The 21,915-nt window shown below is 57.5% G+C and carries 19 protein-coding genes and 1 tRNA gene; 14 read left to right on the forward strand and 6 right to left on the reverse strand.

From position 1 onward, the window contains the following. Positions 1-24: 24 nt before the first annotated feature. Both PSR62_RS12485 and PSR62_RS12490 read right to left on the reverse strand, forming a co-directional pair. On the reverse strand, positions 25-675 hold the full coding sequence (locus tag PSR62_RS12485) for a DUF2238 domain-containing protein (protein WP_274408073.1): 651 nt from the start codon (positions 673-675) through the stop codon (positions 25-27). Then, positions 672-2,009 (reverse strand): TlpA disulfide reductase family protein, encoded by a 1,338-nt coding sequence (locus tag PSR62_RS12490; protein WP_274408074.1) that lies wholly within the window; start codon positions 2,007-2,009, stop codon positions 672-674. The genes PSR62_RS12485 and PSR62_RS12490 overlap by 4 nt, the downstream gene beginning before the upstream one ends. 100 nt (positions 2,010-2,109) lie before the next feature. Between PSR62_RS12490 and PSR62_RS12495 the strand changes: the two genes are divergently transcribed. Further along, a complete protein-coding gene (locus tag PSR62_RS12495) occupies positions 2,110-2,952 on the forward strand; it encodes an inositol monophosphatase family protein (protein WP_274408075.1) in 843 nt (280 codons plus the stop codon). 172 nt (positions 2,953-3,124) lie between these two features. On the opposite strand, the gene PSR62_RS12500 is transcribed toward PSR62_RS12495, so the two are convergent. After that, positions 3,125-3,991 (reverse strand): carbon-nitrogen hydrolase, encoded by an 867-nt coding sequence (locus PSR62_RS12500; protein ID WP_274408076.1) that lies wholly within the window; start codon positions 3,989-3,991, stop codon positions 3,125-3,127. On the opposite strand from PSR62_RS12500, the gene bioD reads away from it, so the two are divergent. Together bioD and PSR62_RS12510 are read left to right on the forward strand one after the other, a co-directional pair. Beyond that, on the forward strand, positions 3,990-4,760 hold the full coding sequence (gene bioD, locus PSR62_RS12505) for a dethiobiotin synthase (RefSeq protein WP_274408077.1): 771 nt from the start codon (positions 3,990-3,992) through the stop codon (positions 4,758-4,760). The genes PSR62_RS12500 and bioD overlap by 2 nt on opposite strands. 267 nt (positions 4,761-5,027) lie before the next feature. Then, positions 5,028-6,083 carry an adenylate cyclase gene (locus PSR62_RS12510; RefSeq protein WP_274408078.1) on the forward strand — a complete coding sequence of 352 codons (1,056 nt, stop codon included), beginning with the start codon at positions 5,028-5,030 and terminating at the stop codon, positions 6,081-6,083. A 40-nt stretch (positions 6,084-6,123) separates the two neighbouring features. On the opposite strand, the gene PSR62_RS12515 is transcribed toward PSR62_RS12510, so the two are convergent. After that, entirely contained in the window at positions 6,124-7,362 is a 1,239-nt protein-coding gene (locus tag PSR62_RS12515; protein ID WP_274408079.1) for a ribonuclease D, read from the reverse strand. 70 nt (positions 7,363-7,432) lie between these two features. Here PSR62_RS12515 and PSR62_RS12520 point away from each other — a divergent pair, with 70 nt between their 5' ends. Further along, the gene (locus tag PSR62_RS12520; RefSeq protein WP_274408080.1) at positions 7,433-8,332 is read left to right on the forward strand and encodes a (5-formylfuran-3-yl)methyl phosphate synthase; all 900 of its coding nucleotides are present in this window, start codon (positions 7,433-7,435) and stop codon (positions 8,330-8,332) included. Positions 8,333-8,466: 134 nt separating this feature from the next. Here PSR62_RS12520 and tig read toward each other — a convergent pair whose 3' ends face one another. Continuing rightward, positions 8,467-9,987, reverse strand: coding sequence for a trigger factor (gene tig, locus PSR62_RS12525; protein WP_274408081.1), 1,521 nt, complete (start codon positions 9,985-9,987; stop codon positions 8,467-8,469). 252 nt (positions 9,988-10,239) lie between these two features. Here tig and PSR62_RS12530 point away from each other — a divergent pair. From PSR62_RS12530 to PSR62_RS12565, 8 genes are all read left to right on the forward strand, one after another. Further along, positions 10,240-10,312, forward strand: a tRNA-Gly gene (locus tag PSR62_RS12530). A gap of 206 nt (positions 10,313-10,518) precedes the next feature. After that, positions 10,519-11,529: a ketoacyl-ACP synthase III gene (locus PSR62_RS12535; protein ID WP_274408083.1), complete on the forward strand. Its 1,011-nt coding sequence runs from the start codon at positions 10,519-10,521 to the stop codon at positions 11,527-11,529. A gap of 41 nt (positions 11,530-11,570) precedes the next feature. Next, on the forward strand, positions 11,571-12,341 hold the full coding sequence (locus PSR62_RS12540) for a YqgE/AlgH family protein (RefSeq protein WP_274408084.1): 771 nt from the start codon (positions 11,571-11,573) through the stop codon (positions 12,339-12,341). After that, positions 12,342-13,055, forward strand: a complete 714-nt coding sequence (locus PSR62_RS12545; protein ID WP_274408085.1) for a metallophosphoesterase family protein — start codon at positions 12,342-12,344, stop codon at positions 13,053-13,055. Between the two features lie 180 nt (positions 13,056-13,235). Next, positions 13,236-15,329 carry an NAD(+) synthase gene (locus PSR62_RS12550; RefSeq protein ID WP_274408086.1) on the forward strand — a complete coding sequence of 698 codons (2,094 nt, stop codon included), beginning with the start codon at positions 13,236-13,238 and terminating at the stop codon, positions 15,327-15,329. Between the two features lie 110 nt (positions 15,330-15,439). Further along, positions 15,440-15,784: a rhodanese-like domain-containing protein gene (locus PSR62_RS12555; RefSeq protein WP_274408088.1), complete on the forward strand. Its 345-nt coding sequence runs from the start codon at positions 15,440-15,442 to the stop codon at positions 15,782-15,784. Between the two features lie 186 nt (positions 15,785-15,970). Then, positions 15,971-17,032: a crotonobetainyl-CoA--carnitine CoA-transferase gene (locus PSR62_RS12560; protein WP_274408089.1), complete on the forward strand. Its 1,062-nt coding sequence runs from the start codon at positions 15,971-15,973 to the stop codon at positions 17,030-17,032. Between the two features lie 231 nt (positions 17,033-17,263). Beyond that, complete coding sequence (locus PSR62_RS12565) at positions 17,264-18,388, forward strand: DUF1570 domain-containing protein (RefSeq protein WP_274408090.1); 1,125 nt, start codon at positions 17,264-17,266, stop codon at positions 18,386-18,388. A 233-nt stretch (positions 18,389-18,621) separates the two neighbouring features. On the opposite strand, the gene PSR62_RS12570 is transcribed toward PSR62_RS12565, so the two are convergent. Beyond that, entirely contained in the window at positions 18,622-19,860 is a 1,239-nt protein-coding gene (locus PSR62_RS12570; protein WP_274408091.1) for a DUF1559 domain-containing protein, read from the reverse strand. A 350-nt stretch (positions 19,861-20,210) separates the two neighbouring features. Here PSR62_RS12570 and PSR62_RS12575 point away from each other — a divergent pair, with 350 nt between their 5' ends. Continuing rightward, positions 20,211-20,606, forward strand: coding sequence for a Dabb family protein (locus tag PSR62_RS12575; protein ID WP_274408092.1), 396 nt, complete (start codon positions 20,211-20,213; stop codon positions 20,604-20,606). 293 nt (positions 20,607-20,899) lie between these two features. Next, a complete protein-coding gene (locus PSR62_RS12580; protein WP_047813022.1) occupies positions 20,900-21,871 on the forward strand; it encodes a LysR family transcriptional regulator in 972 nt (323 codons plus the stop codon). Positions 21,872-21,915 lie beyond the last annotated feature (44 nt).

The raw sequence follows: 21,915 nt of genomic DNA on the forward strand, positions 1-21,915 counted from the left end.
ACCGGTTCCGTCAAGACGACCGAATCAGGCTCGTCGCAATTCAGTCCCAATCCCGTGGATTCCGACGGCCAGCAGACTGCCCATTCCCGCCAAACAGAGGTCTTTTTGAGCGTCCCAGAGATCGCCTTGCTGGCCGTTGTAGGATTCCGCTTGAGCAGGCGAAAAGAACATGGCGATTTGCCATTCCAGCACTTCGTACGCGGCTCCCACCGCCATCACGATGCAAATCGACAGGAACCATCCCCAGCATCGGGGGAGCGGAGACTGAGAGTGAGCGGGGCCCCAGATTTGCTTGAGCCAATCGAAGGCGACCGGGACGCCCAGGCATCCCGAGGCAAAATGGACCAGCCGATCGTAATCGTAATGGTTGCGTTGCCAGCCAAACTGGTCCGATAAATTCCGCCCGAAAAGAGATTCGCACCAAGCGTCGTAGGGGACGTTGGAATAAGTCCAGCGTGCCCCGATGATGTGCAGCACGATGAACGAGATCGCGCAGGCGAAGCCAAGCGATGACAGCCTCGCATTGCCGGTCGACCAAAGCAGCCCCAGCAACATGGCAACGGTCGGGATGTGTTGCAGCCATTGCTCCGCCGGAAACGGAGCTTTGTAAAGCGAAACAACCATCAACAGGAATGTCGCCAGGACAACGAGTTTCTGTCGATCGATCCGCGTCACGGCTGGGGAACGCTGGTTTCTGTCTCGGCTGCGTCTGCTTTCTCGGGCGACGTGACGACGGTGCCCGTCAGTTCGCTCAGGTATTCCTGAAGTCGTTCCTGCTCATCTTCCGGAGCGGATTCAATCGCACGCCTTTGCCACTCCACCGCCGACTGCTTGTCGCCGGCAATGGATTTCAGGTGAGCCATGGTGTCGTAGGCCGGCCACATGTCATCGTTCGCTTCGAATTCGTCGCTGGACAAGGCTGATTGGAGAGCGTCGATGGTGGTGCTCAAGATTTTGTCGTTGTTCTGGAGCCCCGATTCCACGGCTTCGTAAATTTCCCAAGCCCAGCGGTTGATGGAAACAGCGTCGTCAGGGCCCGCAGCAATTCTCTCTTGGATGATTTCTAAGACGATGTCACTTTGCTGTGTGGCCAGGGCGGTCGGAAACCAGATGGATTTCAAAGCGGATTCGTATCGAGTTCCAGCAAACAGGTCGGCGTGTTCCTGCAAGAGCTTCAACGTGGTTTCGTGGTGCCCCGTGCGGTGAGCCATGATGATTTCGCGAACGGCCAGAGCAATCTTTTGTTCGCGTTCAAATTTCTCTTTTGCCGGTTCACGATCCCATTTGTTGTGGATGACTGCTTCCAAAGGTTCATCCATCGACATGGGGTGGCCGATCCATTCGATGTGTCCATCGGTGCCCACGATGAACGCGGTCGGGATGCCGTTTTGATTGGCGGCTTTCATGTAGTCGGCGTTGACCGATTCGTCTGGATCCGTGGTCAAGCTGTAGGCCGATGTCAGCTCGGCAAACGTGATGGGCTTGGTCTCTTCGGTGGCTTCGCCTGCTTCCGCCTCGTCTTCGTTGGCAGCTGGTTCTTTGATTCCGAGGATGCTTGGGCTGACCTTACGCTTCAAGAATTCTGTGACCGTTTCGAGGTCTTCGGTGCTGACGCTGACAACTCGCAGGCCATCGTCCGCGTACTTGCTCTGCAATTCGGCCAGGTGAGGCATGCTGTAAAGACATGGGCCGCACCACGTGGCCCAAAATTCGACCACATACACCTTGCCGGGTTCAAATTCCGACACGGGCGAGGGAGATTCACCCACCCAGTGTTCAATGTCCAGAGAAGGTGCGGGCGACCCGATGGTCAACCCCTTGGGCGATTCTGGGGCCGTTTCTTTCGGAGCCTGTTTCGTCGTTTTTTCATCGTCGGCACTCGCTTTGGCAGCGACCAGTTTCTTGGCCTCCACGGGCGAGGGCGTTGTGCGGTCGTCCCCCTTGGCAATCCCGCTGGTACCAATCACAAAGCAACAAACAAACACACGAGCGGTCGAAGAGATTTTCACGACGAAATCCTCGTTGGGCAAATCGGATGAAGAGTCAGTGGGATGACTCCCTCACAATAACAGACTGCCACCACCTCCAATTGCCGAATGAGACGCAAAAATGTCCGAGAATGACCTGAGGCGGGCTGACCTGCTCGAGACAGCGGTCCAGGCTGCAAAAGTCGGCGGTGAGATTCTCCGTCGCTACTTTGAAAATGGCGTGATGATCCGCGACAAATCCGTGGATGGGGGCAAGACGTACGACTTGGTCAGCGACGCGGATTTGGAGAGCGAGCAGGCCGTGGCGACGCTGATCCGAGAGGCCTACCCCGATCATGAATTGCTGGGGGAAGAGGACCTCCAGGGCGGCGATTCCAGTGCGGAGCATTTGTGGGTGATCGACCCACTCGATGGAACCAATAACTTCGCCCACCATCTGCCCCACTTTGCTGTTTCAATCGCGTACTACGAATCCGGCGTTCCGATCGTTGGAGCCGTTTACAATCCGATTCGCAATGATTTGTTCACGACCGTGCAAGGGCAAGGTGCGTTTCAAAACGGCACGCGAGTGCAGGTCAGTGAGTCCGGTTCGCTGAACCAATCCATGATCGGTTGTGGGTTTTACTACGACCGTGGTGAGATGATGCGTGCCACGTTGGATGCGATCGCGGAATGTTTCCAAAACGAAATTCATGGCATCCGCCGGTTCGGTGCCGCGTCGTTGGATCTGTGCGAAGTCGGCTGCGGCGGTTTCGATGCATTCTTCGAATACAAGCTGTCCCCGTGGGACTTCGCCGCAGGTGCCCTCTTCATCACCGAAGCGGGAGGCCAAATCACCACCGCAACCGGTGACGCTTTGCCGCTGGAAACAACCAGCGTTCTGGCCAGCAACGGCAAGGTTCACGCGGCAATGCTCGAGATCACCAAGCGACATGCCTTGCCGGACAACCAGCAACAAATGTAGCGTTGCGGCGCAAGCCATCCGGTTTTCCGGTGGTGGAGTTTCCTGCGATTCACCGGGCGGCTCGCGCCGCTCCGCTAACAACGCGAAATTCGATTGAGTGGGAATTGTCGTGCGCCCTTCCGCTATGTCACTTGTGCTTCCCGCGATGCATCACGTTGATTGACTCAATCGCTCAGTCGATCCACCGTTTGGTGAGATCACCGTAAGCATCGATGCGGCGATCACGAAGGAATGGCCAGTGGGTTCGGACGACGTCGATGTCGGCAAGCTGGCAGTCCGCGGAAACGATTTGGTCGCTGGCACAATCGCCTTGTGAGAGGATCTCTCCCCGGGGCGACGCGATGAAGGACGAGCCCCAGAATTCGACTCGCCCTTCTATCCCGACACGATTGGGGGCTCCCAGGTAGATCCCGTTGGCGATCGCGTGGGCTCGCATCGCCGTCATCCAGGCATCGCGTTGGCCTTCGCCAAATTCTTCTTTCTCTTCATCGATCCAGCCGATCGCCGTCGGGTAAAGTAGGATCTCGGCGCCGGCCAGAGCAAACAATCGCGCGGCTTCTGGGAACCATTGATCCCAGCAGATTCCCACGCCCAGTTTGGCGAAGCGGGTGGGGATGACTTTGAATCCCAGGTCGCCGGGTATGAAATAGAACTTCTCGTAGTACAACGGGTCATCGGGGATGTGCATCTTTCGATACACGCCCGCGACGCTGCCGTCGGCATCGATCACAACGGCACTGTTGTGGTAAACGCCCGGTGCGCGACGTTCAAAGAGGGGAGCCACAATCACGACGCCCAGTCGTTCGGCCACGGGTTGCAGGGCTTGGGTCGTTGGCCCCGGAATTGACTCTGCCAAATCAAAGTTGCCGTGGTCTTCACTTTGACACGGGTAACATGTGGCAAACAACTCTTGCAAACAGATCACCTGAGCACCGTCTGCGGCAGCCTTCTCAATCCATTCAATCGATGCTTCGATCGACTTGTCTTTCGACCCCGCATCACGCATCTGAATCAACGACAATTTGACCGAAGAACTCATGGCAAGTCTCTACTTTGTTACAGGAACCGGTACCGAGGTTGGCAAAACTTACTGCACTGCGAGGGCGGTGCAGCGCATGCGGGAATGCGGTCAGCGAGTGGGGATCTACAAGCCGGTGGCCAGTGGGTGCGAAGTGCGGGCTGACGGTGAACGGTATAGTGTCGATGCGGAAACACTCTGGCAAGCGGCAGGGTGTCCCAAATCTTTGCACGCGGTTTGCCCGCAGCGGTTCGTTGCTCCGTTGTCGCCGCCTCGCTCGGCAGCTCAAGAAGGGTCCCGGGTCGACTCGCAGCAATTGCAGGACGGTTTGGCGATCTGGTGCCAAGGTGATTTCGATGTTGTCATGATTGAGGGCGCCGGTGGCCTGTTCAGCCCGATCTGTGACGATTGGCTGAACATCGATTTGGCGATCGAGATCAAACGTTGGGGGCAACGAGAGGGCCACTCATTTCATCTGTTGTTGGTTGCTCCGGATCAGCTCGGTGTGTTGCATCAAGTGATCTCCACTTCGCGGGCGGCTGAATCCGCAGGGTTGCCGATCGGGGGCCTGATTTTGAATCGTTTGGACGACACGGCGGATGCTTCGGCCCAAACCAACACGAAAGATCTGCTTCACTGGTGCGCGGTACCGCTGGTGGCGTCGGTGGAGCGATCTGGCGGTCCTTTGTGCGTGTTTTCCGGTGTCAAAACGACGGACGGCGGCGATGAAACGTCCCGTGAAACCGAAGCGAGTGTGGAATTTTTGGCTCAAACGTCGTTTCGGCGTTGACTTCCATTTGGTGCCACTGGTAACCCACTCTCACCGGCATGGGGATTCCTCACGCCCTCCCACCTTTTACCCATCCAAACTTAGGTTTCGTTGACAAGAAATCGTTTGCGGGAATGATTTCTTCGCGGGTTCCAGCCTGCGGAAGCTCTGCACTCGTTGCGACGGTTACTGGGTCAATCGTCTCAGCGTTTTGCTTCTCAACGAAACTTAACTGCGCACCGGAGCGTCGTTTGTCGGCGCTCCGGTGCCAGGATACAACTCTTCTTCATGTCATCGATCAAACCATCGGACGACGACCGAGAGGATAAAAGCGACTCGATCGCTGACTCGCCGCACAACGGCGAGGAAGACGAACTGGGCGATGTCGTTGGAGCCGACGACGAGGAACAGTCGGTCAAGCGAACCAGCCTGAAAGAGCGGCTGGCAGTGATCCTCACGCCCGTCAAACTCGGCATTGGAATCGCGGTGCTGGCGATGATCGTGCTCGGATGGTGGGCCACTCGTCCGATCGAGGCCCCCCAACCGCCGCCGAAGCCACCGGAGCCGGAAGAGCTTTTTGCTCAGCAGATCGAGCAGATTCTCAACGGGGTCTCCACCCAATTGCACACGCCCTCGTACCCGATTGACGATTCCAGTTTGCTGCTCATTCCTTTCGAGGAATTGGAGACTGCCGCTGAGCAACGTCGCTCGGATCTGGTTGTGGATGAGAGCAGTCCGGCGACGGGCGATGTGAGTTCGCCGGAGTTCGCGCCTCTGCCACCTAGCAATCGGTTCGTTGGGGGAGGAGAGGCAGTCGGCGAACCACTGGTGACCGAACTTCCTAAGCTGGACACGGTCTTGATCGATGAGGGAGTGATCACGGACGAGGGCCTGAAGACGATCGCCAAGCTTCCCGAGCTTCGGCATTTGCGATTGCGGCTTTCGCCCATCACGGACGAGGGGCTGAAGCCGTTGCTTGAATGCGAAACGCTTTGGTTTCTCAATTTGCCGCACAGCAGGTTGACCGAAAAGGGAATTCGATCGTTGGCTGCCCTGCCCAAGCTGCGCCAGCTGAGGGTGGGATCCACGTTGCTAGGAAACGACTTGGGCCGAGCGTTGTTGGAAGTGGAGTCGCTGCGGGGGCTTCATCTGATCGGTGTTCCGCTCGGGGATGAAGGTTTGAAAGTGATTGTTGAGTTGCCGCATCTGGAATCGTTGTACCTGGACGATTCCGCGGTCACCGAGTCGGGGTGGGAGTGGTTGTTTCTAAACCACCCTCAACTACACGTGCACATCAACCAGCGGCATCACGACCGAGATCCACACCATCACAAGCATGAGTGATGGTGCCGGGGCGGCGTTGTGATTTGCCTGCTGCTTCCATTCAGGCGTTGCCCGAATCGGACTCGCTGGCTTCCGGCTGAGGTGACCCTTCGCACTCGACGAATTCAAGCGGTTGTTGTTCGCTTGTGTCCGCGACTCGGATGGCGAGTTCGCCCCGCAGAATTTTGCGAAAGGCGGTTCCGACGATGTCACCGCGCCAGCCTTTGAGCAGCGACGGGGTGGGCGTGCCACGCCGCGGGTCCAGTTCGTAGGAGAGCAGTTCTTTGACATCATCGGAATTCCCGACGATGGCGGGCGCCAATTTTTGTTGTCGACTGATGCAAGCAATCGACGTGGAAAGGAATTGGCTCAACATCGGCGAAGCGCTTCGCGAACGGCCGCGATTGCGACGCGGCAGTTGCTCGTCTGGAACTTCCAGGGCAGCAGCAATGGCGTCACCGATTTCTTCGTACTGGTCGTTGTAACCGCGGCGTTCCATCCCGCGAATGTTGCGGATTTTCTTGACGTCTGGTGAGCCGCGTTTCGCGAGTTCCACCATCAGGTCGTCTCGCATCACCCGCCGGGGCAATCGATCTTTGCTGCGGGCGATCTCTTCACGCCAGCGCCAAAGGTGACGGATGATCTCGAGCTGGCGAGGTTTCAGGCCTGAACTTCCGCTGACGCGTTGCCAGTTCTCGCTTTCTTCCGCGTCGATGACTTTGTTTTGAAGGCGTTCCGTTTCTTCGTCCAGCCAGGCGACTCGATCCAGAGCTTTGACATCCGCGATCAATTTGGTGTGCATTTCTGCCAGTGTGGTCACGTCGTGCAACGCGTAGGTCAGCTGGTCTTTTGTCAGCGGACGGTGCCGCCAATTGGTTCGTGTTTCGCCCTTGGGGAGGGTTTGCCCCACCAGCTTCTGAACCAGCGTTGCGAGCGAAGCGGGGTACTCAATGCCGACAAACCCAGCGGCCAGTTGAGTGTCAAACAATCCCGCGATTGGACGGCCGGCGAATCGATAAGCAAACCGAATCTCTTCGCGAGCGGCGTGAGCAATCACGACTCGTTTGCCTGGTTCGACGGTGTCGTCGGTCAGGATGTCCCAGAATGGCTTGGTGTCGCCAACGGTGTAGGGATCGATCACCGCCAGGTGTTTGCCTGCCGCAACCTGGAGCAAGCAAAGCTCGGGGCGATAGCAGTCTTCAGAGACAAATTCGGTGTCGAAGCCGATCACGGGTTCGTCCGCAATGGCCTCGCAAAAGTCACTGAACTGCGAAGGCGTTTCGATGGAGTCGTAGTTCACCGCGGCAGATCCGGTGTCTTGTTGGGTGACATTGATTTCACGTAAGTTGCATCCCTGCAACGCTGATTGGATGAAGACTGTAACTTGCCGACCGCTTCGGGTCGATCCGATGGAACGGCAACCTGGATCAGAATGCCCCGGAGAAAATCAAATGGAGCCGTTGTCACCCCGCCAGCGATTGGTGTCCGATTGCTGCGAAGCCCTGCTTCCCGAGTCCAGCGAAGCTGAATTGCTGGTCAGTGTGCGGGATTTGCACGAGGCTCAGCTGGTCATCTCCAGTGGGGTTCGGATTGTGGACTTCAAGGAACCCTCGCGGGGTGCCCTGGCGGCTTGCGATCCCAGCGTTTGGCGAGCCGCTGCCACGCACTTGGCTGCGTCTCTTCGGGTTGGCGGGGGCGGCGTTCAGCTGTCGGCGGCATTGGGGGAATCCGACACCGGGCAGGAATTGGCAAGGCAAGTTCCCAGTGAGTTCTCTTTCGCGAAAGTCGGCCCCAGCGGGTGCCAGACCGCCCAAAAACTGGCTTCGGTTTGGGAGGCGATTGGTTTGCCACAATCGGTGGAATTGGTGCCGGTTGCCTACGCGGATCATGTCGCGGCGGAAACGATCTGTCCGGAACAGGTCTTGGGTTTGGTGATCGACTCGGGCCGGCGGCGGATGCTGGTGGACACGTTCGTGAAGGATGGTCGAACGTTGACGGATCATCTTTCCGCGGGAGAGTTGCGATCGTTGCTGGAGACGGCCGCGAACGCGGGCGTTTGGATGGCGCTCGCAGGGTCGATTCGGCTTCCTGAAAAACGGTCGCTGGTTGCAGAGGGCGTGCGTCCCGATTGCTGGGGTGTTCGCGGCGACGTTTGCGATCATCGTGATCGGGCCGCTCGGTTGGATGCCAACAGAGTCACCGCTTGGCGGGATTCATGCGGCCTGCCCTGCGTTTCGGGGGTTCAGGTTGGTCACCCCGGGAATGCGTGAGCTTTCGGCTCCGCCCGTTTTCTGGATTTCCCTGCTCGCAAGCTTCGCTGCCTCGAAGACCTCCGCAGCGCAAAAAAAACGCCCGGCCGCTGTTGGCGACCGGGCGTTGATTCGATTGGGAATCAGACTCAGGATCAGTCCTTGTCTTTTTCCTGCTTGTCTTCGGCTTCCGCACCCTTGGGGGTGTTGTCGTCGTACTTGGCTGCTGGGATCGCTTCGTGATCCTTGGTCGGCAGCACTTCGTGGTCGACGGCGAACTCTTCGTTCTTTTCTTCGGCTTCTTTTTCGACAGGTTCCTCAACAACCGTTGCCGCTTCGGTGATCATTTCGATGACCTTGCGTTCGACGATTTGGTTGCGAAGGGCATCCATTTGACCGGTTTTTTCCAATCGAGCACGCACGCGACGTGGTGAGGAATCGCTTTGTTCGGCGATCAACTGGATTTCGGTTTCGTACTCTTGAGGCTCGGCGTCGACTTTTTCTTCGTCGGCGATTTGCTCCAGGATGAAGTGTTCACGCAACGAGGCTTCGGTGCCTTGTTGCATGTTTTGCTTGCTGGCGTTGACGAAGCGACGGATCATGTCGTCGTCGAAACCGCTGCGACGGAACTCGAGCACTTTGCGATCAAGTTCGCGCTTCATTTGGCGACGGACCAAGGTGGGTGGCAATTCGAAGTCAGCTGAATCCAGCAGTTTTTCGATGATGCTGCCACGCATCGCTTGTTCGGTGCGGAAGTTGGCTTGTCGTTCGAGCGACGAGCGAACGAAATCGCGAAGTTCGGATTCAGTTTCGAATTCGCCCAATTCGTCCAAGAACTCAGCGGTCAATTCGGGCAGTTGTTCTTTCAAGACTTCGACGACCGTGAAGGTGGCGTCGATTTCTTTGCCCTGCATTTCTTCGTTGGGGTGCCCTTCGCCGAGTTTGACCTTGGTGGTCAGGGAGTCGCCTTCTTTGCAGTCCTTCATCAGTTCGCCGAAGTTTTCGCAAACTGCATCGGAGAGGCTGAGGCGATTGGCCAAGGTGACGCGTTCTTCCTCCATTTCAGAGATGACTTTGTCGCCGTCTTTGAATTTCGCCGTGATCAGCAAGCGGTCGCCCAATTCGGCGGGCGCGTCGCTGGCTTCCAGGGAAGCGTAACGAGAGAGAACGCGTTGGAGAGCAGCGTCGACGTCTTCTTCGGAGATCGTTTCGACGGGCTTTTTCAGTTCCAGTTTCTTCCAATCCGGCGTGCCGAATTCGGGACGAACTTCGATACTGAATTGGTACTTGAATTCACCTTTTTCTGGCAATTCAATCGACTCGTAATCGAAATCGGGTTCACCGATCGCCGAAAATTCGGCTTCTTCGGTGACTTTGGCCAAGCTGTCCATCAACAGCGAGCCTTTGACGCGATCTTCGATTCGGTCCTTGAATTGCTTTTCAACCAATTTGCGTGGCGCGCGGCCGGCACGGAACCCGGGAACCTGAGCTTCAGGAACGAGTTCGTCGTACGCGTCCTTCATGTAGCGATCCACTTCGCCACGAGGGATGGTGACAATGACCTCCCGCAAACAGGCATGAGGTTTGGTAACCTCCATGTTCAACTGCAGCGGGTCTTTGACGGGAGCAGCCGCGTCTTCGGCGGGCGTGGAATCGGTGTCGAAAGACGTGGACATCCTGATTTTGAACCTTGTGTTAGAAGAATGAATCGATCGAACCGGAGTTGGCTACCGAACATTCAGAAAGCGAAATCGAAAAGGCCGGGGTGATCGGACGCTTCGACCGGGGGGCACCTGCTTCAGGGGCCGTTTCATGCAGCGGCAAAGTGTAGTGTTTTCCGGCGATGATCGACAAGCGGTTAAAAAACCTTTCAAGTCGACTTGCGACAAATCCGATGGTTCTTATACTGTGGCCCACACAACTGAAACGCGGCTGTAGCTCAGTTGGCAGAGCATCACGTTGCCAACGTGATTGTCGTCGGTTCGAATCCGATCAGCCGCTCTTCAAACCACGCCTGGATCAAAACAGGCGTGGTTTTTTTTTGTCCCTTGGGTGTGGTTTTTTTGCCCCGCAAAAGGGCGATTTTTTCATCCCCACCGGGTCGGAGCCTTGTTTGCGAGTTGCCGTTGATGCGGAATCGCTGGTACGCTTCTGCCTTCTTTGAATGATCCACGTCAGTTTTCATTAGCCTCTTCGCCGAGTCGAACGTGCCCCACGCCCAGATTGGTCCCATCTCGGTGCATCTTCCGGAACATGTGGAAGACAATGCGACGCTGAAGGAACAGTTCCCCTCCTGGGATCTCGATTTGATCGCGGAGAAAACGGGGATCCATCAGCGGCACATCGCCCAGCCAGGCGAAACTTCTGCCGACCTCGCGGTGCAGGCCTGCGAGCAATTGTTCGAACGTGAAAATTTGGATCGCTCGACGATTGATTTTGTGCTGCTCTGCACGCAAACCCCCGATTACCCGCTGCCGACCACTGCTTGTTTGTTGCAGGACCGCCTGGGACTGCGAACACAGTGCGGGGCAATCGATTTCAACCTTGGTTGCAGCGGTTTCGTTTACGGCACGGCGATGGCCGATGGGTTGATCCGCACCGGCGTCGCCAAAAAAATCTTGCTGGTGACGGCGGAAACGTACAGCAAATACATCGATGCCAATGACCGCAGTCTGCGAACCATTTTCGGGGACGCGGCCGCTGCGACCCTGATCACCGCCGAAGAGGAGCCCTCTTTGTGGGGGTATCAGTTCGGCAGTGATGGCAGCGGTGCTGACATGCTGATTGTCGGCAACGGCGGTGGCCGGCCCGCGGAAGACGCGATTCCGCCTCGGCACCGCAAACGCTGGAAAAGTCGCCTCTACATGGATGGCCCCAGCCTGATCAATTTCACCGTGGATGCGATCCCGCGTTTGGTGGATGAAATCCTGGAAGAAAACAATTTGTCCGATGACCAAATCGGTCACTATTTGTTTCACCAGGCCACCTGGAAGATGCTGGATCAACTCCGGAAGCGGATGGACATCGCTCCCGAGCGATTGCCGATCGATTTGGCGGATGTGGGGAATACAGTCTCCTGCACCCTGCCGATTCTGATCGACCGCATGCGAGGGCGTGACGAGTTGGGTCAGGGCTCCACCAACGTCTTGGTTGGCTTCGGCGTGGGGTTGTCGTGGGGCGGATGTCTGTGGCGTGATCAGTTCCGAGACCAATCCTAAATTTACGCACGCCGTTGCCGGTTCACGAACCCGGGGTTGAGATGAACACGTCCACGAATTGCACCGGTCGCTTCTTGATCGCGTCGCCGTATTTGCACGATGGCAATTTCTTTCGTTCTGTGGTGCTGATCGTTCGGCACACCGAGGAAGGCGCCTTTGGTGTGGTGATCAATCGCGTGGGACCGCAGCGGTTTGGCGACATCATCGAAATGAGTGATCCGACTTGGCAGGCGGGGGCTCAACCTGAAATCGATTTGAGCTCCACTTTGTCGAGTGAGTCCCCCGGCGATTCAGCCGACAACCCCGCCCAGTTGGATCCGCAGATTCATCCGGACCAGATTTATTTGGGGGGGCCGGTGAACGGCCCCATGTTGGCGCTGCATAACATCGCCGGCATCGGCGATCCCTGCGGTGTGGATGGAACCGAGGCGGGCGAGAACGATCCGGCTGGATCAACCACCCAACTGCATGATCATCCTGCCGAACCTTGGGGATCCATGTCGATCCAATGGGCGGATGTTCCCGCGTGGGTCACCGCCGATGAGGATCACTTGCGGTTGCTCGCCCGGCGTGACGACGCGAAGTTGCGATTCATCGTGGGTTATGCAGGTTGGGGCCCGATGCAATTGGAAAACGAACTGGAAGAAGGCGGTTGGTTGGTCACGCCAGCCGACACGGAATCCATCTTCGCTCCTTGCGAAGAGATTTGGGAAAAGTTGGTGCATCGCTGCGGCCAGGCCATCTTGAAGGATCTGACGCCCGATGTTTCTTTTCCCAGTGAGCAGCAGGGTTTCGACCCAGGCGTGAATTGAATGGCCCGGTATGTGATCGGCGACATCCACGGATGCGCAAAAGCACTGAGGTCGATGATTCAAGAATTGGCGCCGGCGGAAAATGACGAGCTGATCTTTTTGGGCGACTACGTCGATCGCGGCCCAGACTCTCGCGACGTCGTGGAGCAGTTGCTTGACCTGCAGTCCGTTTGCAAGGTGATCCCACTGCGTGGGAATCATGAATGGATGTTGCAAAGCGTGGTGGCACGAGGGATGGACGATTCGATGTGGCTGCGCAGTGGTGGTCGGGCGACGGTGGCCAGCTACGGTGGCTCGATCCGCAAAATCCCGGAGCAGCATTTGGCTTTCTTTGAGAACTTGCTGGCGTGCTATCAAACCGAAAGCGAGATTTTCGTGCATGCGATGTACGACCCCAGTGGTGAGATCGCAACGCAGGACGATGAGTTGACCTACTGGACTCATTTGCCGTCCAGCCTGCCGGCACCGCATCACAGCGGGAAGCGTGTTTTTGTGGGGCACACTCCCCAGCCCGATGGTGAGGTGCTTCGTCAAAGCCATCTGGTTTGCATGGACACGTATTGTTTTGGCGGCGGCTATTTGTCCGCGATGGATCTGGAAACGGAAACGGTGCTTCAAGTGGATCGCCATGGCCACGTGCGGCGTGTCCCGGTGGAGCGATTCGCGATGTTGCTGAAGGGCTGTGTTCACTGGTTTCAGTCCCGGAATTCGTGAACCTCAGCGTAATTTTCTCCCCTTGGTATACTGTTCGATGAGTTCATGCCGTTTCAGTACGGGGTGTTTGGGAGCACGGTTGGTGGCGTGAACAGGCTGTCGGTTGGTTGTCTTTCGCCGGTGCAGCTTGCTGCTCTGGTTTTTGTTGTTGTGTCCTTGGATTGGTGAGCCCCACGCGTTTTGAATGCTTCGAACGAACTGACGTTTCCAACCCAGCGACGACAGCACGGGTTTTACCGGGTTTCAGCCGTCTCGCCAAAAGTTTTGGTGGCCGATCCCGCAGCAAACGCGGCCGAAACAATTGCCTGCATCGATGCGACCGAACGAGAATCGGGCTCGGATCTGATTCTGTTTCCGGAACTCGGGCTGTCGGCTTACACCTGCGGCGATCTGTTCGCGACCCACACCTTGCTGGACGCAAGCCTGGACGCACTGGAATCCATCGTGACTCACAGCCGCGCTTGCTGGGCCACGGTGATCGTTGGGTTGCCACTTCGAGTGGGCACCAGTGTGATGAACGTTTCCGCGGTGGTCCGAGGGGGCCAGCTCCACGGTTTGGTTCCCAAGACGTTTCTGCCGAACTATCGCGAATTTTATGAGGCTCGGCACTTCCGTGCCGCCTCTCAAGCGGATCCGCCCACCGTCCGGATCGGTTCCAGCGACGTTCCCTTTGGCACGGATCTGCTGTTTCGAGATGGCGCGGCGACCCTCGCCGTTGAGATCTGTGAAGACCTTTGGGTGCCGGTTCCGCCGAGCAGTCACGCGGCGTTGGCGGGTGCCAATGTGGTGGTGAATTTGTCGGCCAGCAATGAGCTGATTGGCAAAGCCCAGTGGCGACGCGATTTGGTGGTCAGTCAATCCGGGCGTTTGATGGCAGCGTACGCGTATGCATCGGCGGGAGGTGGGGAATCGACCAGCGATTTGGTTTTCGGCGGCCACTGTTTGATCGCCGAGAATGGGGCGTTGATAGGGGAGTCTCGCAGGATCGGTGACACCGATGACGAAGACTTGCCTGTGCAAACAGCAGTGACACGCGATGTGGATCTGCAGCGGCTTGACCATGACCGCCGCGTGGTTGGTTCGTTCGATGACTTTCAGGCCTCGTTGCCTCGGCCCTATCGAACGATCGATTTAGGGGGCCGTGAATCGGAGCAAACCGAAGCGGCGGCGGAGCGGTTGGGGACTGGTTCAGCAACCATTGGTGGTGCTGGCACGGAGCGGTTGTTGCGCCGCGTGGACCCGCATCCGTTCGTTCCGGATGAGGTGTCCCAACGCGAGGAACGTTGTGCCGAGATTCTGGCAATCCAAACGGCGGGATTGGTCAAACGGTTGCAGCAGTTGCCCGCTGATTTGCCGCTGACAATTGGCATTTCGGGCGGGTTGGATAGCACCTTGGCGCTGTTGGTGGCGGTCTCGGCAGTCGACCAATTGAAGCGGGACCGCAAGCTCATCGATGCGATCATCATGCCCGGTTTTGGGACCACGCAGCACACCAACGACAGTGCGAATCAGCTTGTCCAGGGATTGGGAGTGGCGTCCGAAAGCATCGATATCCGGCCGCTCGCATTGCGAACGTTTTTGGACATCGGGCATTCGCCGTTGGGGCTGGCCATTGATTCCTCCACCCAGGTGGACGCGCTGCAGCAGCGGCTTCAAAAGGTGGATGCCAGCGGCGGCGATTTGCGATTCGAAAATGTGCAGGCTCGGATCCGCACAATGCTGTTGATGAGTCGCGGGTTTGTGCTCGGTACCGGCGACTTGTCCGAGCAAGCGTTGGGGTGGAGCACTTACAATGGCGATCACATGTCAATGTACAACGTCAATGCATCCGTGCCCAAGACGTTGGTTCGCTACCTGGTGCAATACGCCGCCGATCACCGCTATCGCGAGTCGCTGCATGAGACGTTGCACCGGATCGCTGACACACCGATTTCACCGGAGCTGTTGCCACCCACCGAAGACGGCGAGATTCGCCAGAACACAGAGGCCGCGATCGGCCCCTATGAACTGCATGATTTCTTTCTCTATCACTTTGTGCGAGGTGGTTGCGATGTCGCGAAAATGTGTTTCTTGGCGAAGCAAGCCAAGTTCCGCGAGCCGCATTCGGAGGACGTGATCGAAGCGACTGCCAAGACATTTGTGCGGCGATTCTTTCAGAATCAGTTCAAACGCAATTGTGTTCCAGATGGTCCCAAGATTGGTTCGGTCAGTTTGTCGCCGCGTGGCGATTGGCGGATGCCAGCGGATGCCTCCAGTGCCGCCTTTCGGGATTGAGTCCCGGCCCACCCATTCGCTTTGGCGCGGTGGCGTGCACAATAGGCATTCGCGGTTTGTTTTGGATGCCGCCTTTCTGACGAGTGCTTTGTTCCCTGGGACCCTGATTGATGTCAAACGATTCCACCCTTCCCATCGAAATCACGGTGGCCGATTTGGACGCGATGCGTGCTCGCGGCGACAACTTTGTGTTGCTGGATGTCCGTGAAGCGAGCGAGTATGAAACCGCTCGCATCGAGGGTTCCAAGCTGTTGCCGATGAGCGAAATCCAGCAGCGATTGTCTGAATTGGACGAGCATCAGCAGGACCACATCGTGGTGCAGTGTCATCACGGTGGTCGAAGCATGCAGGTGACCGAGTTCTTGCGTTCCAAGGGGTTCGGCAAGGTGCAGAACTTGGCGGGCGGAATTGACCAGTGGTCGTTGCAGATCGACTCTTCCGTTCCCCGGTATTGAGCTGGTGGTTTCGGGGCGGGTGGGAGGCTTTGACGTCTTGGCAAGATGCGCAGCCTGAGGGGGCTTTGCATGTCGTTCGGATTGTTTTGGTCCTGACGATCATGCTTCGTCGATAAGCGATGTCAGTCATCCAAAATTCGACGGAGAAAGAAGCTGATGTCTTGGACCCTTTCAAAGAATCGACCCGTGTCTGATTTGTGCCTTGCACCCCATTCCCAGCAGGGGCGATGGAGTGTCGTCATCCGTGTCGTGGCAGCGTGGGCCATGATCGCTGGTATCGTTTGCGTCGGTTTGAATCACGCGTCGGCCCAGTCCTGTGGATGCGGTGAACCCGCCTGCGGAATGGAACCCGCCTGTGGCTGCGAAGCCCCGTTGGCGTTTCCCGCTCTTCGGGCTCAGATGGGCGTGTCCTGCGGTTGCGAAACCCAGTGTTCGTCTGCTGTGGAGCCGGTGTGTGGCGCGGAACCGGTGTGCGGTGTCGAGCCCTTCTTCGCCAGCGAACCGAGCTGCGGCTCGGGTGTGACCTGCGGATGCGAGACCGCTGGGTGTTCGAGTTGTCGAAAAGCCGACAGCGGAGGATTCCTGGGGCGTCACCAAGTCCAAAAGTGCAACCCGATCTATCAAACGTTGGATCTCGCGGCGTGCAGCGTGGAACGAGTTTTGGAGGTCGGGGCGAATCTGGTGTGCGGTCCTCATCGCCATCGTGGTTGTGAATCAGGATGCCAAACGTGCAGTCACTGTGAATCTTCCATGGGAGGAATCGGGGCTCACGAAATGCATTCCTATGGGCACCACACCGTGATCGAAGCACCCGTGGTGATCGATTCACATTCGCGGCCCTACGCCTCGAATTCGACGGTGACGGAGGTGACGCCATACGTGCAGCACCAACCCAGCGTGCAAGCGATTCCAACGCCCGCACCGCAACTGCAACGCACCCCTCTGACAGATGGGCCGAAAACAACCATCCGTAAGTCAGCCAATGGTTTGCCAGCGATTCCGAAGCCTGTGCCAACGCAGTCGTCGCCCACTCGCGGGTCCAAGGAACGCGCCGGATCGCTGTTTGATGAGATGCGGAATCCATTTGAGGACGATTCGGCCCGCGTCAGCCGGCGTCGTGTCAACGTTCGGCAGACTTCCTTCGAAGGTGGCGAGCCTGAATCGGTGCGTCGGATTTCCCGTCCGATCCGCAAAGCAGCAACGCAGCCATCGGAAGCCGATGACTTTGCTGATTACTTCCGGAAATAGCCCGCAGCCTGCCGGGGTGGCTCGAAAACCAAGATCGGCAATCCCGGTTGACTGACGGGCAGCTTCTCAAGCTGACAGCGTCTCGGACTGCGAATTGCGAGGCGACGAATTCGTTGACATGATTTGGATGGTCTACAATGGTGACGAGCGACCAGCTCGTCGCCAATTTTTGGGGGCGGATTCGCAGGCGAGGTTTCCTCGTTGCAAGTTCGCTTCCGATCATCGTCCCCCTTGGATTTGTTTGTTGTGGCAAGACGCACCGTTTCAATCTTCTTAGCCGTGCTGGTTGCTTGGGCCGTGCTATTTGTTTGGGGAGGTACCGTCGGTTCGCTCGCGTTCGCGGATGTCATTACCTTTGAAGATGGGGCGGACGAGTCGACCAAGGTCGAGCGAACGATTGACGCTGAAATTTTGGTGGAGGCTGCTGACGGTGGGGTTCTGGCTCGCTGCGATGCCGGTCGGTTGTGGACGATCCAACCGGATAAGATTGTCAAGCGAACCGAGCAACCCGCTGGTCCACCTGTCAATCAGGAAGCCATGGCCCGGCGGATGCTGAAGGAATTGCCCGCGGGGTTTCAGGTTTACCGAACGGTGAACTACTTGATTCTTCATCAGGGCAACGAAGCCTACGCCCGAGATTGCGGCGTTCTGTTTGAGCAACTGCACCGAGGCTTCTTCACTTACTGGAAAAACCAGCACGTTGATCTGGAAGAGCCTCGGTATCCCCTGGTGGCTTTGGTGTTGGCCAACCACGACGAATTTCTGAAGTACGCCGGTCAGGAAATTGGTGACACGGCGAAAAGCGTCATCGGTTACTACCACTTGGAAAGCAACCGGATGACAACGTTTCGGGTGCCCAATCTTGAACGCAACATCGCGACCATCATTCATGAGGCGACTCATCAGTTGGCTTACAACTGTGGTCTGCAAACTCGGTTCGCCGACAATCCGATGTGGGTCAGCGAAGGGATGGCGATGTTCTTCGAGTCGCCCGACTTCAGCAACCCTCGGGGATGGCGAGGGATTGGCCGAGTCAACGTGGTCAACTTGGGGCGCTTTCGACGCTACCTCCCGTTGCGACCCGAGGATTCCCTGGTGACGCTGTTGTCCGACGATTCGCGTTTCCGTTCCGCGTCGACTGCGGAAGACGCCTATGGAGAGTCGTGGGCGCTGACCTATTTTCTGTTGAAGACGCAGCGCAAAGAGTTTGTGGCTTACCTGCAAAAGCTCAGCGAGTGCAAGCCGCTCGACGAACGTACGCCACGGGAACGAATCGAGGACTTTGAGAGTTCCATGGGCATGGGGTTGGACGAACTCGATCGCAAATTCCTGACTTACATGCGGCGTGTTCGTTAAGCAGGCAGGCAGAAGTTTTCGGGGGCGTGGGCCTTCTGTCATCGCGGCACCGGGCGGCTTGCGCCGCGCCGCTAAGCAGGTACGCAAAAATGATTGGGTCTAAATTAGTGAGCCGTTTGGGCGTTCGCCCCGGTTGCGCGTGAAAACCGTGGCTAACGCCAACGGCTCACATACCCGATGACACCTGCCTACCTGCTTAACAGAGGAGGTTCTTCCCGGACGGTTCCTTTTCCTTAGAAATCGCCGTTGATGGTCTCGCGAGACGCACGTGTGCCCAGTGCTCCCCACAATCCGTAAGGGCTTTCTGATCCCGCCGGCGTGACGCTGTTGGTTTGCCCTGAAAGGGCTTTGCAGTACACGCAAGCGACACGTGAGTTGCCCGCCTCGATCGAGTCCGTGATGAACTTGACCGCACCATCGGACATCGCAACATGCACCCCGCCGACGTGATAGCTGCTCGGCGGAGCAATGCCATAGGTATCGGAGTGGCCCACCAGGCAGAGTTCTGAATTGGGGCCCAAGATGGTGTTGAATTGAGATTGAAGCGTGTGAAAGTCGGCCCATCGCAATCCACGCTGGGAGATGGGGGCATAGACGTTTGCGGCGTCGGTCCAGAAATTGGGGCGCTCAGGATCAACGAATCCAAGGTCGAAGCATCGTTTGGGATTGTTCGCAATTTGAAAGAACCCGCCTTTCGCGTTGGTGAACCCAATCGTTCGGTTGTCTCGGTCGCCGAGCCCCGTCGCGATTTCGCCAACCGCAATTGTGTTGCTCAGTCCATCGGTGAAATCGCGAAACCGCATTGCCTTGCGAGGCACGAAGGCGCCGCGAAGTCCACAGCGGGCTCGTTGCATCGCCAGCGATTCGTTGTGCTCCCAGCGGTTCGCACTGGAGTTCCAAACGGTCACACCATGTTCGGCTTCGTAAAATCCATCCCCCGAGCAAGCCGCGTAGTTGGTGCGGCCGAGTCCAGGCAGTCCGTAACCAGGGTCACTTGGGCAGCGGAAGGTAGGGATCTCAGTCGCCCATGGCGGGTACTGGATCGTCCAAGGTCGCGGGCCAAAGGGAGGCCAGATGTCGCCATCCGCTTCGTGCAAGGGGTTGCTGACCATGGACCAAATGGATTGCTGTTCCACAAAAGGCAGCAGGCCGACCAAGAAGGTCAGTTCCATGCGTGTGAAGCCTGATCCATCATTGGCGCTGCCGCGGGCCGCGGTGTTGTCGTTTTCATCCGTGGGACCGACACCATGGATGGGCAACTGGCTGAACGCGGCGTGGTAGTTGTGCAGCCCCAACCCAATCTGTTTCATGTTGTTGCCACAACTCATTCGCCGCGCCGCTTCACGAGCGGATTGGACGGCTGGCAATAGCAGGGCGACCAAGATGCCAATGATGGCGATCACCACCAGCAACTCCACCAGGGTGAACGCGTGCGGCTGGTGTGGGCTGCGAAGCGAACGAATGAGACGCATGACGAATCCACCGTGAGACGTGGGATGTGATGTCAATGCTTCCGTGCAAATGCCGAACTCGTTGTACGCCTTACCCATGTTGGGGGCAAGTAAAAATTTGCAACCGACGGGTGGATCCGCAGCGAAGCACCGGTGCCTGAGCCGGTCGCGGCGGTTCACGGCTCGACTCGGGGCGCGTTTTTTCAGGGTCCATCTGGTTCTCGGGACCAATCTGGTTTCTCAGGGGCAATCTGGTTTCTCAGGGGCAATCTGGCTCGGGTTGTCGTCGTTTGGATGGTCATCTAGCTGACCGACCTCGAAGACGCGACAATGGGGTTTTCGCCCGTTACCGCCTCCACCGAGAGATTGTCATGCGTTTGTTGTCAGGTTTAGGACTTTGTTTGGCTGTCGCCGCGATCATGCAGTTGTCAGCCACGGGAGCTGAAAAGGAAGCGCCCAAGAAACTGCTGCGGCATGTCGTGATGTTTGGATTCAAAGAAACCAGCTCGGCAGCGGAGGTGCAGGTTGTCGTGGACGCCTTCCGAAACTTGCCAAACGAAATTCCCGAGATCTCGGGCTTCGAGTTCGGGACGAACAACTCGCCCGAAGGACTCAACGATGGCCTGACGCATTGCTTCCTGGTGACTTTCGAAAGCGAAGCCGACCGCGAAGCCTATCTGCCTCACCCAGCCCACAAGGCATTTGTGGAAGTCCTCAAGCCACACCTCGAAAAAGTGGTCGTGATCGACTACTGGGCCGATAAGTAGTCCGGGTGATGGCGCTCCGGATTGGTCACTTCTGACTGGTCAAGGAGCGGCCGCCGGGTCAAAACGGCGGGACGGAAGCTTCCCTCAGGCCATCCAGCTCGGCTGGGTCCTTGTTCACAAAAAGCCCGGCATTTGCGGTCTCAAACCGCGGCTGGGTTTTTTCGTCGACGCTGAGAAAGCGGCGGCAGCAGCGGAACGCTTGACCTAATTTGCTTCCGTGGCTATTCTCCGTCATCAATCCGGCTGAAAGTGGCCGGGGTCATCATAAGGAAATTTAATACAGCAGGTTGTCGTTGCAGTTTCGTACGCTTGAATTGTTCTGTCGTGTCGCCGATCTCCGCAGTTTTTCAAAAGCTGCGGCCGATTGCGGTTTGACACAAAGCGCGGTCAGTCAAGCCATCAGCGGGTTGGAAGAATCCGTTGGGGCCAGTCTGATCGATCGTTCCAGTCGGCCGTTGGGTTTGACGGAAGCTGGCGAGATTTACCTGTGTGGCGTTCGCGACGTGATTCGCCAGTACAACGAACTGGAACAACGCGTTCGCTTCCGCGGCGAACGACTGACTGGCAGCGTGAACGTCGGCGCGATTTATTCGGTCGGGCTGAGCTACATGCCCGAGGCCACCAAGGTCTTCGAAACTCAGCACCCCGACGTCAAAGTCCGAACGGAATTTGGCAGCAGCCAACGCGTTGTGCAGATGGTGCTCGATGGCGGTGTTGAATTCGGGCTGGTGAGTTTCCCCCGGACCACCAAGGCGTTGGGAACGATCCCTTGGCAATCCGAACCGATGCGTCTGGTTTGTTCCGCAGACCACCCTTTTGCCAAGCGAACGGAAGTCTCGGCTTCGGAACTCAGCGGCATGGAAATGGTGGGGTTCGAACGCGGGTTGGTGCTGCGTCAGGCGATTGACCAATGTCTGAAACGCGCCGGCATCTCGGTGGTCACTCAGATGGAATTTGACAATGCCGATTCGATGGTTCGTGCGATCCAGGCGAACCGTGGGTTAGGGATTGTCCCCGAGGCGGCGGTCCGCCGCGAAACGGCCAACGGAACCCTGCGAGTGGTCGCTTGTCCCGAAATTCAGATGGTCCGTCCGCTCGGAATCATCTTTCGTCGCAGCGGCAAACTCAGCCGTGCCGCGATTGAACTGGGATCACTTCTCTTGGGCCGGGAGATGGAACCTGAACTGAGAACAAAATCCGAAGCCGCCAAGGCGGACCGGAAGAAAAACCAAACCAAAGATCGGGCGGTCTCAGTCGTCGCATGATGCACGACCCAGACTCCAACGCCCTTTGACTGTCCACACATCCC

Source organism: Rhodopirellula sp. P2 (genome assembly GCF_028768465.1).
In the GTDB taxonomy this organism is placed as follows: domain Bacteria; phylum Planctomycetota; class Planctomycetia; order Pirellulales; family Pirellulaceae; genus Rhodopirellula.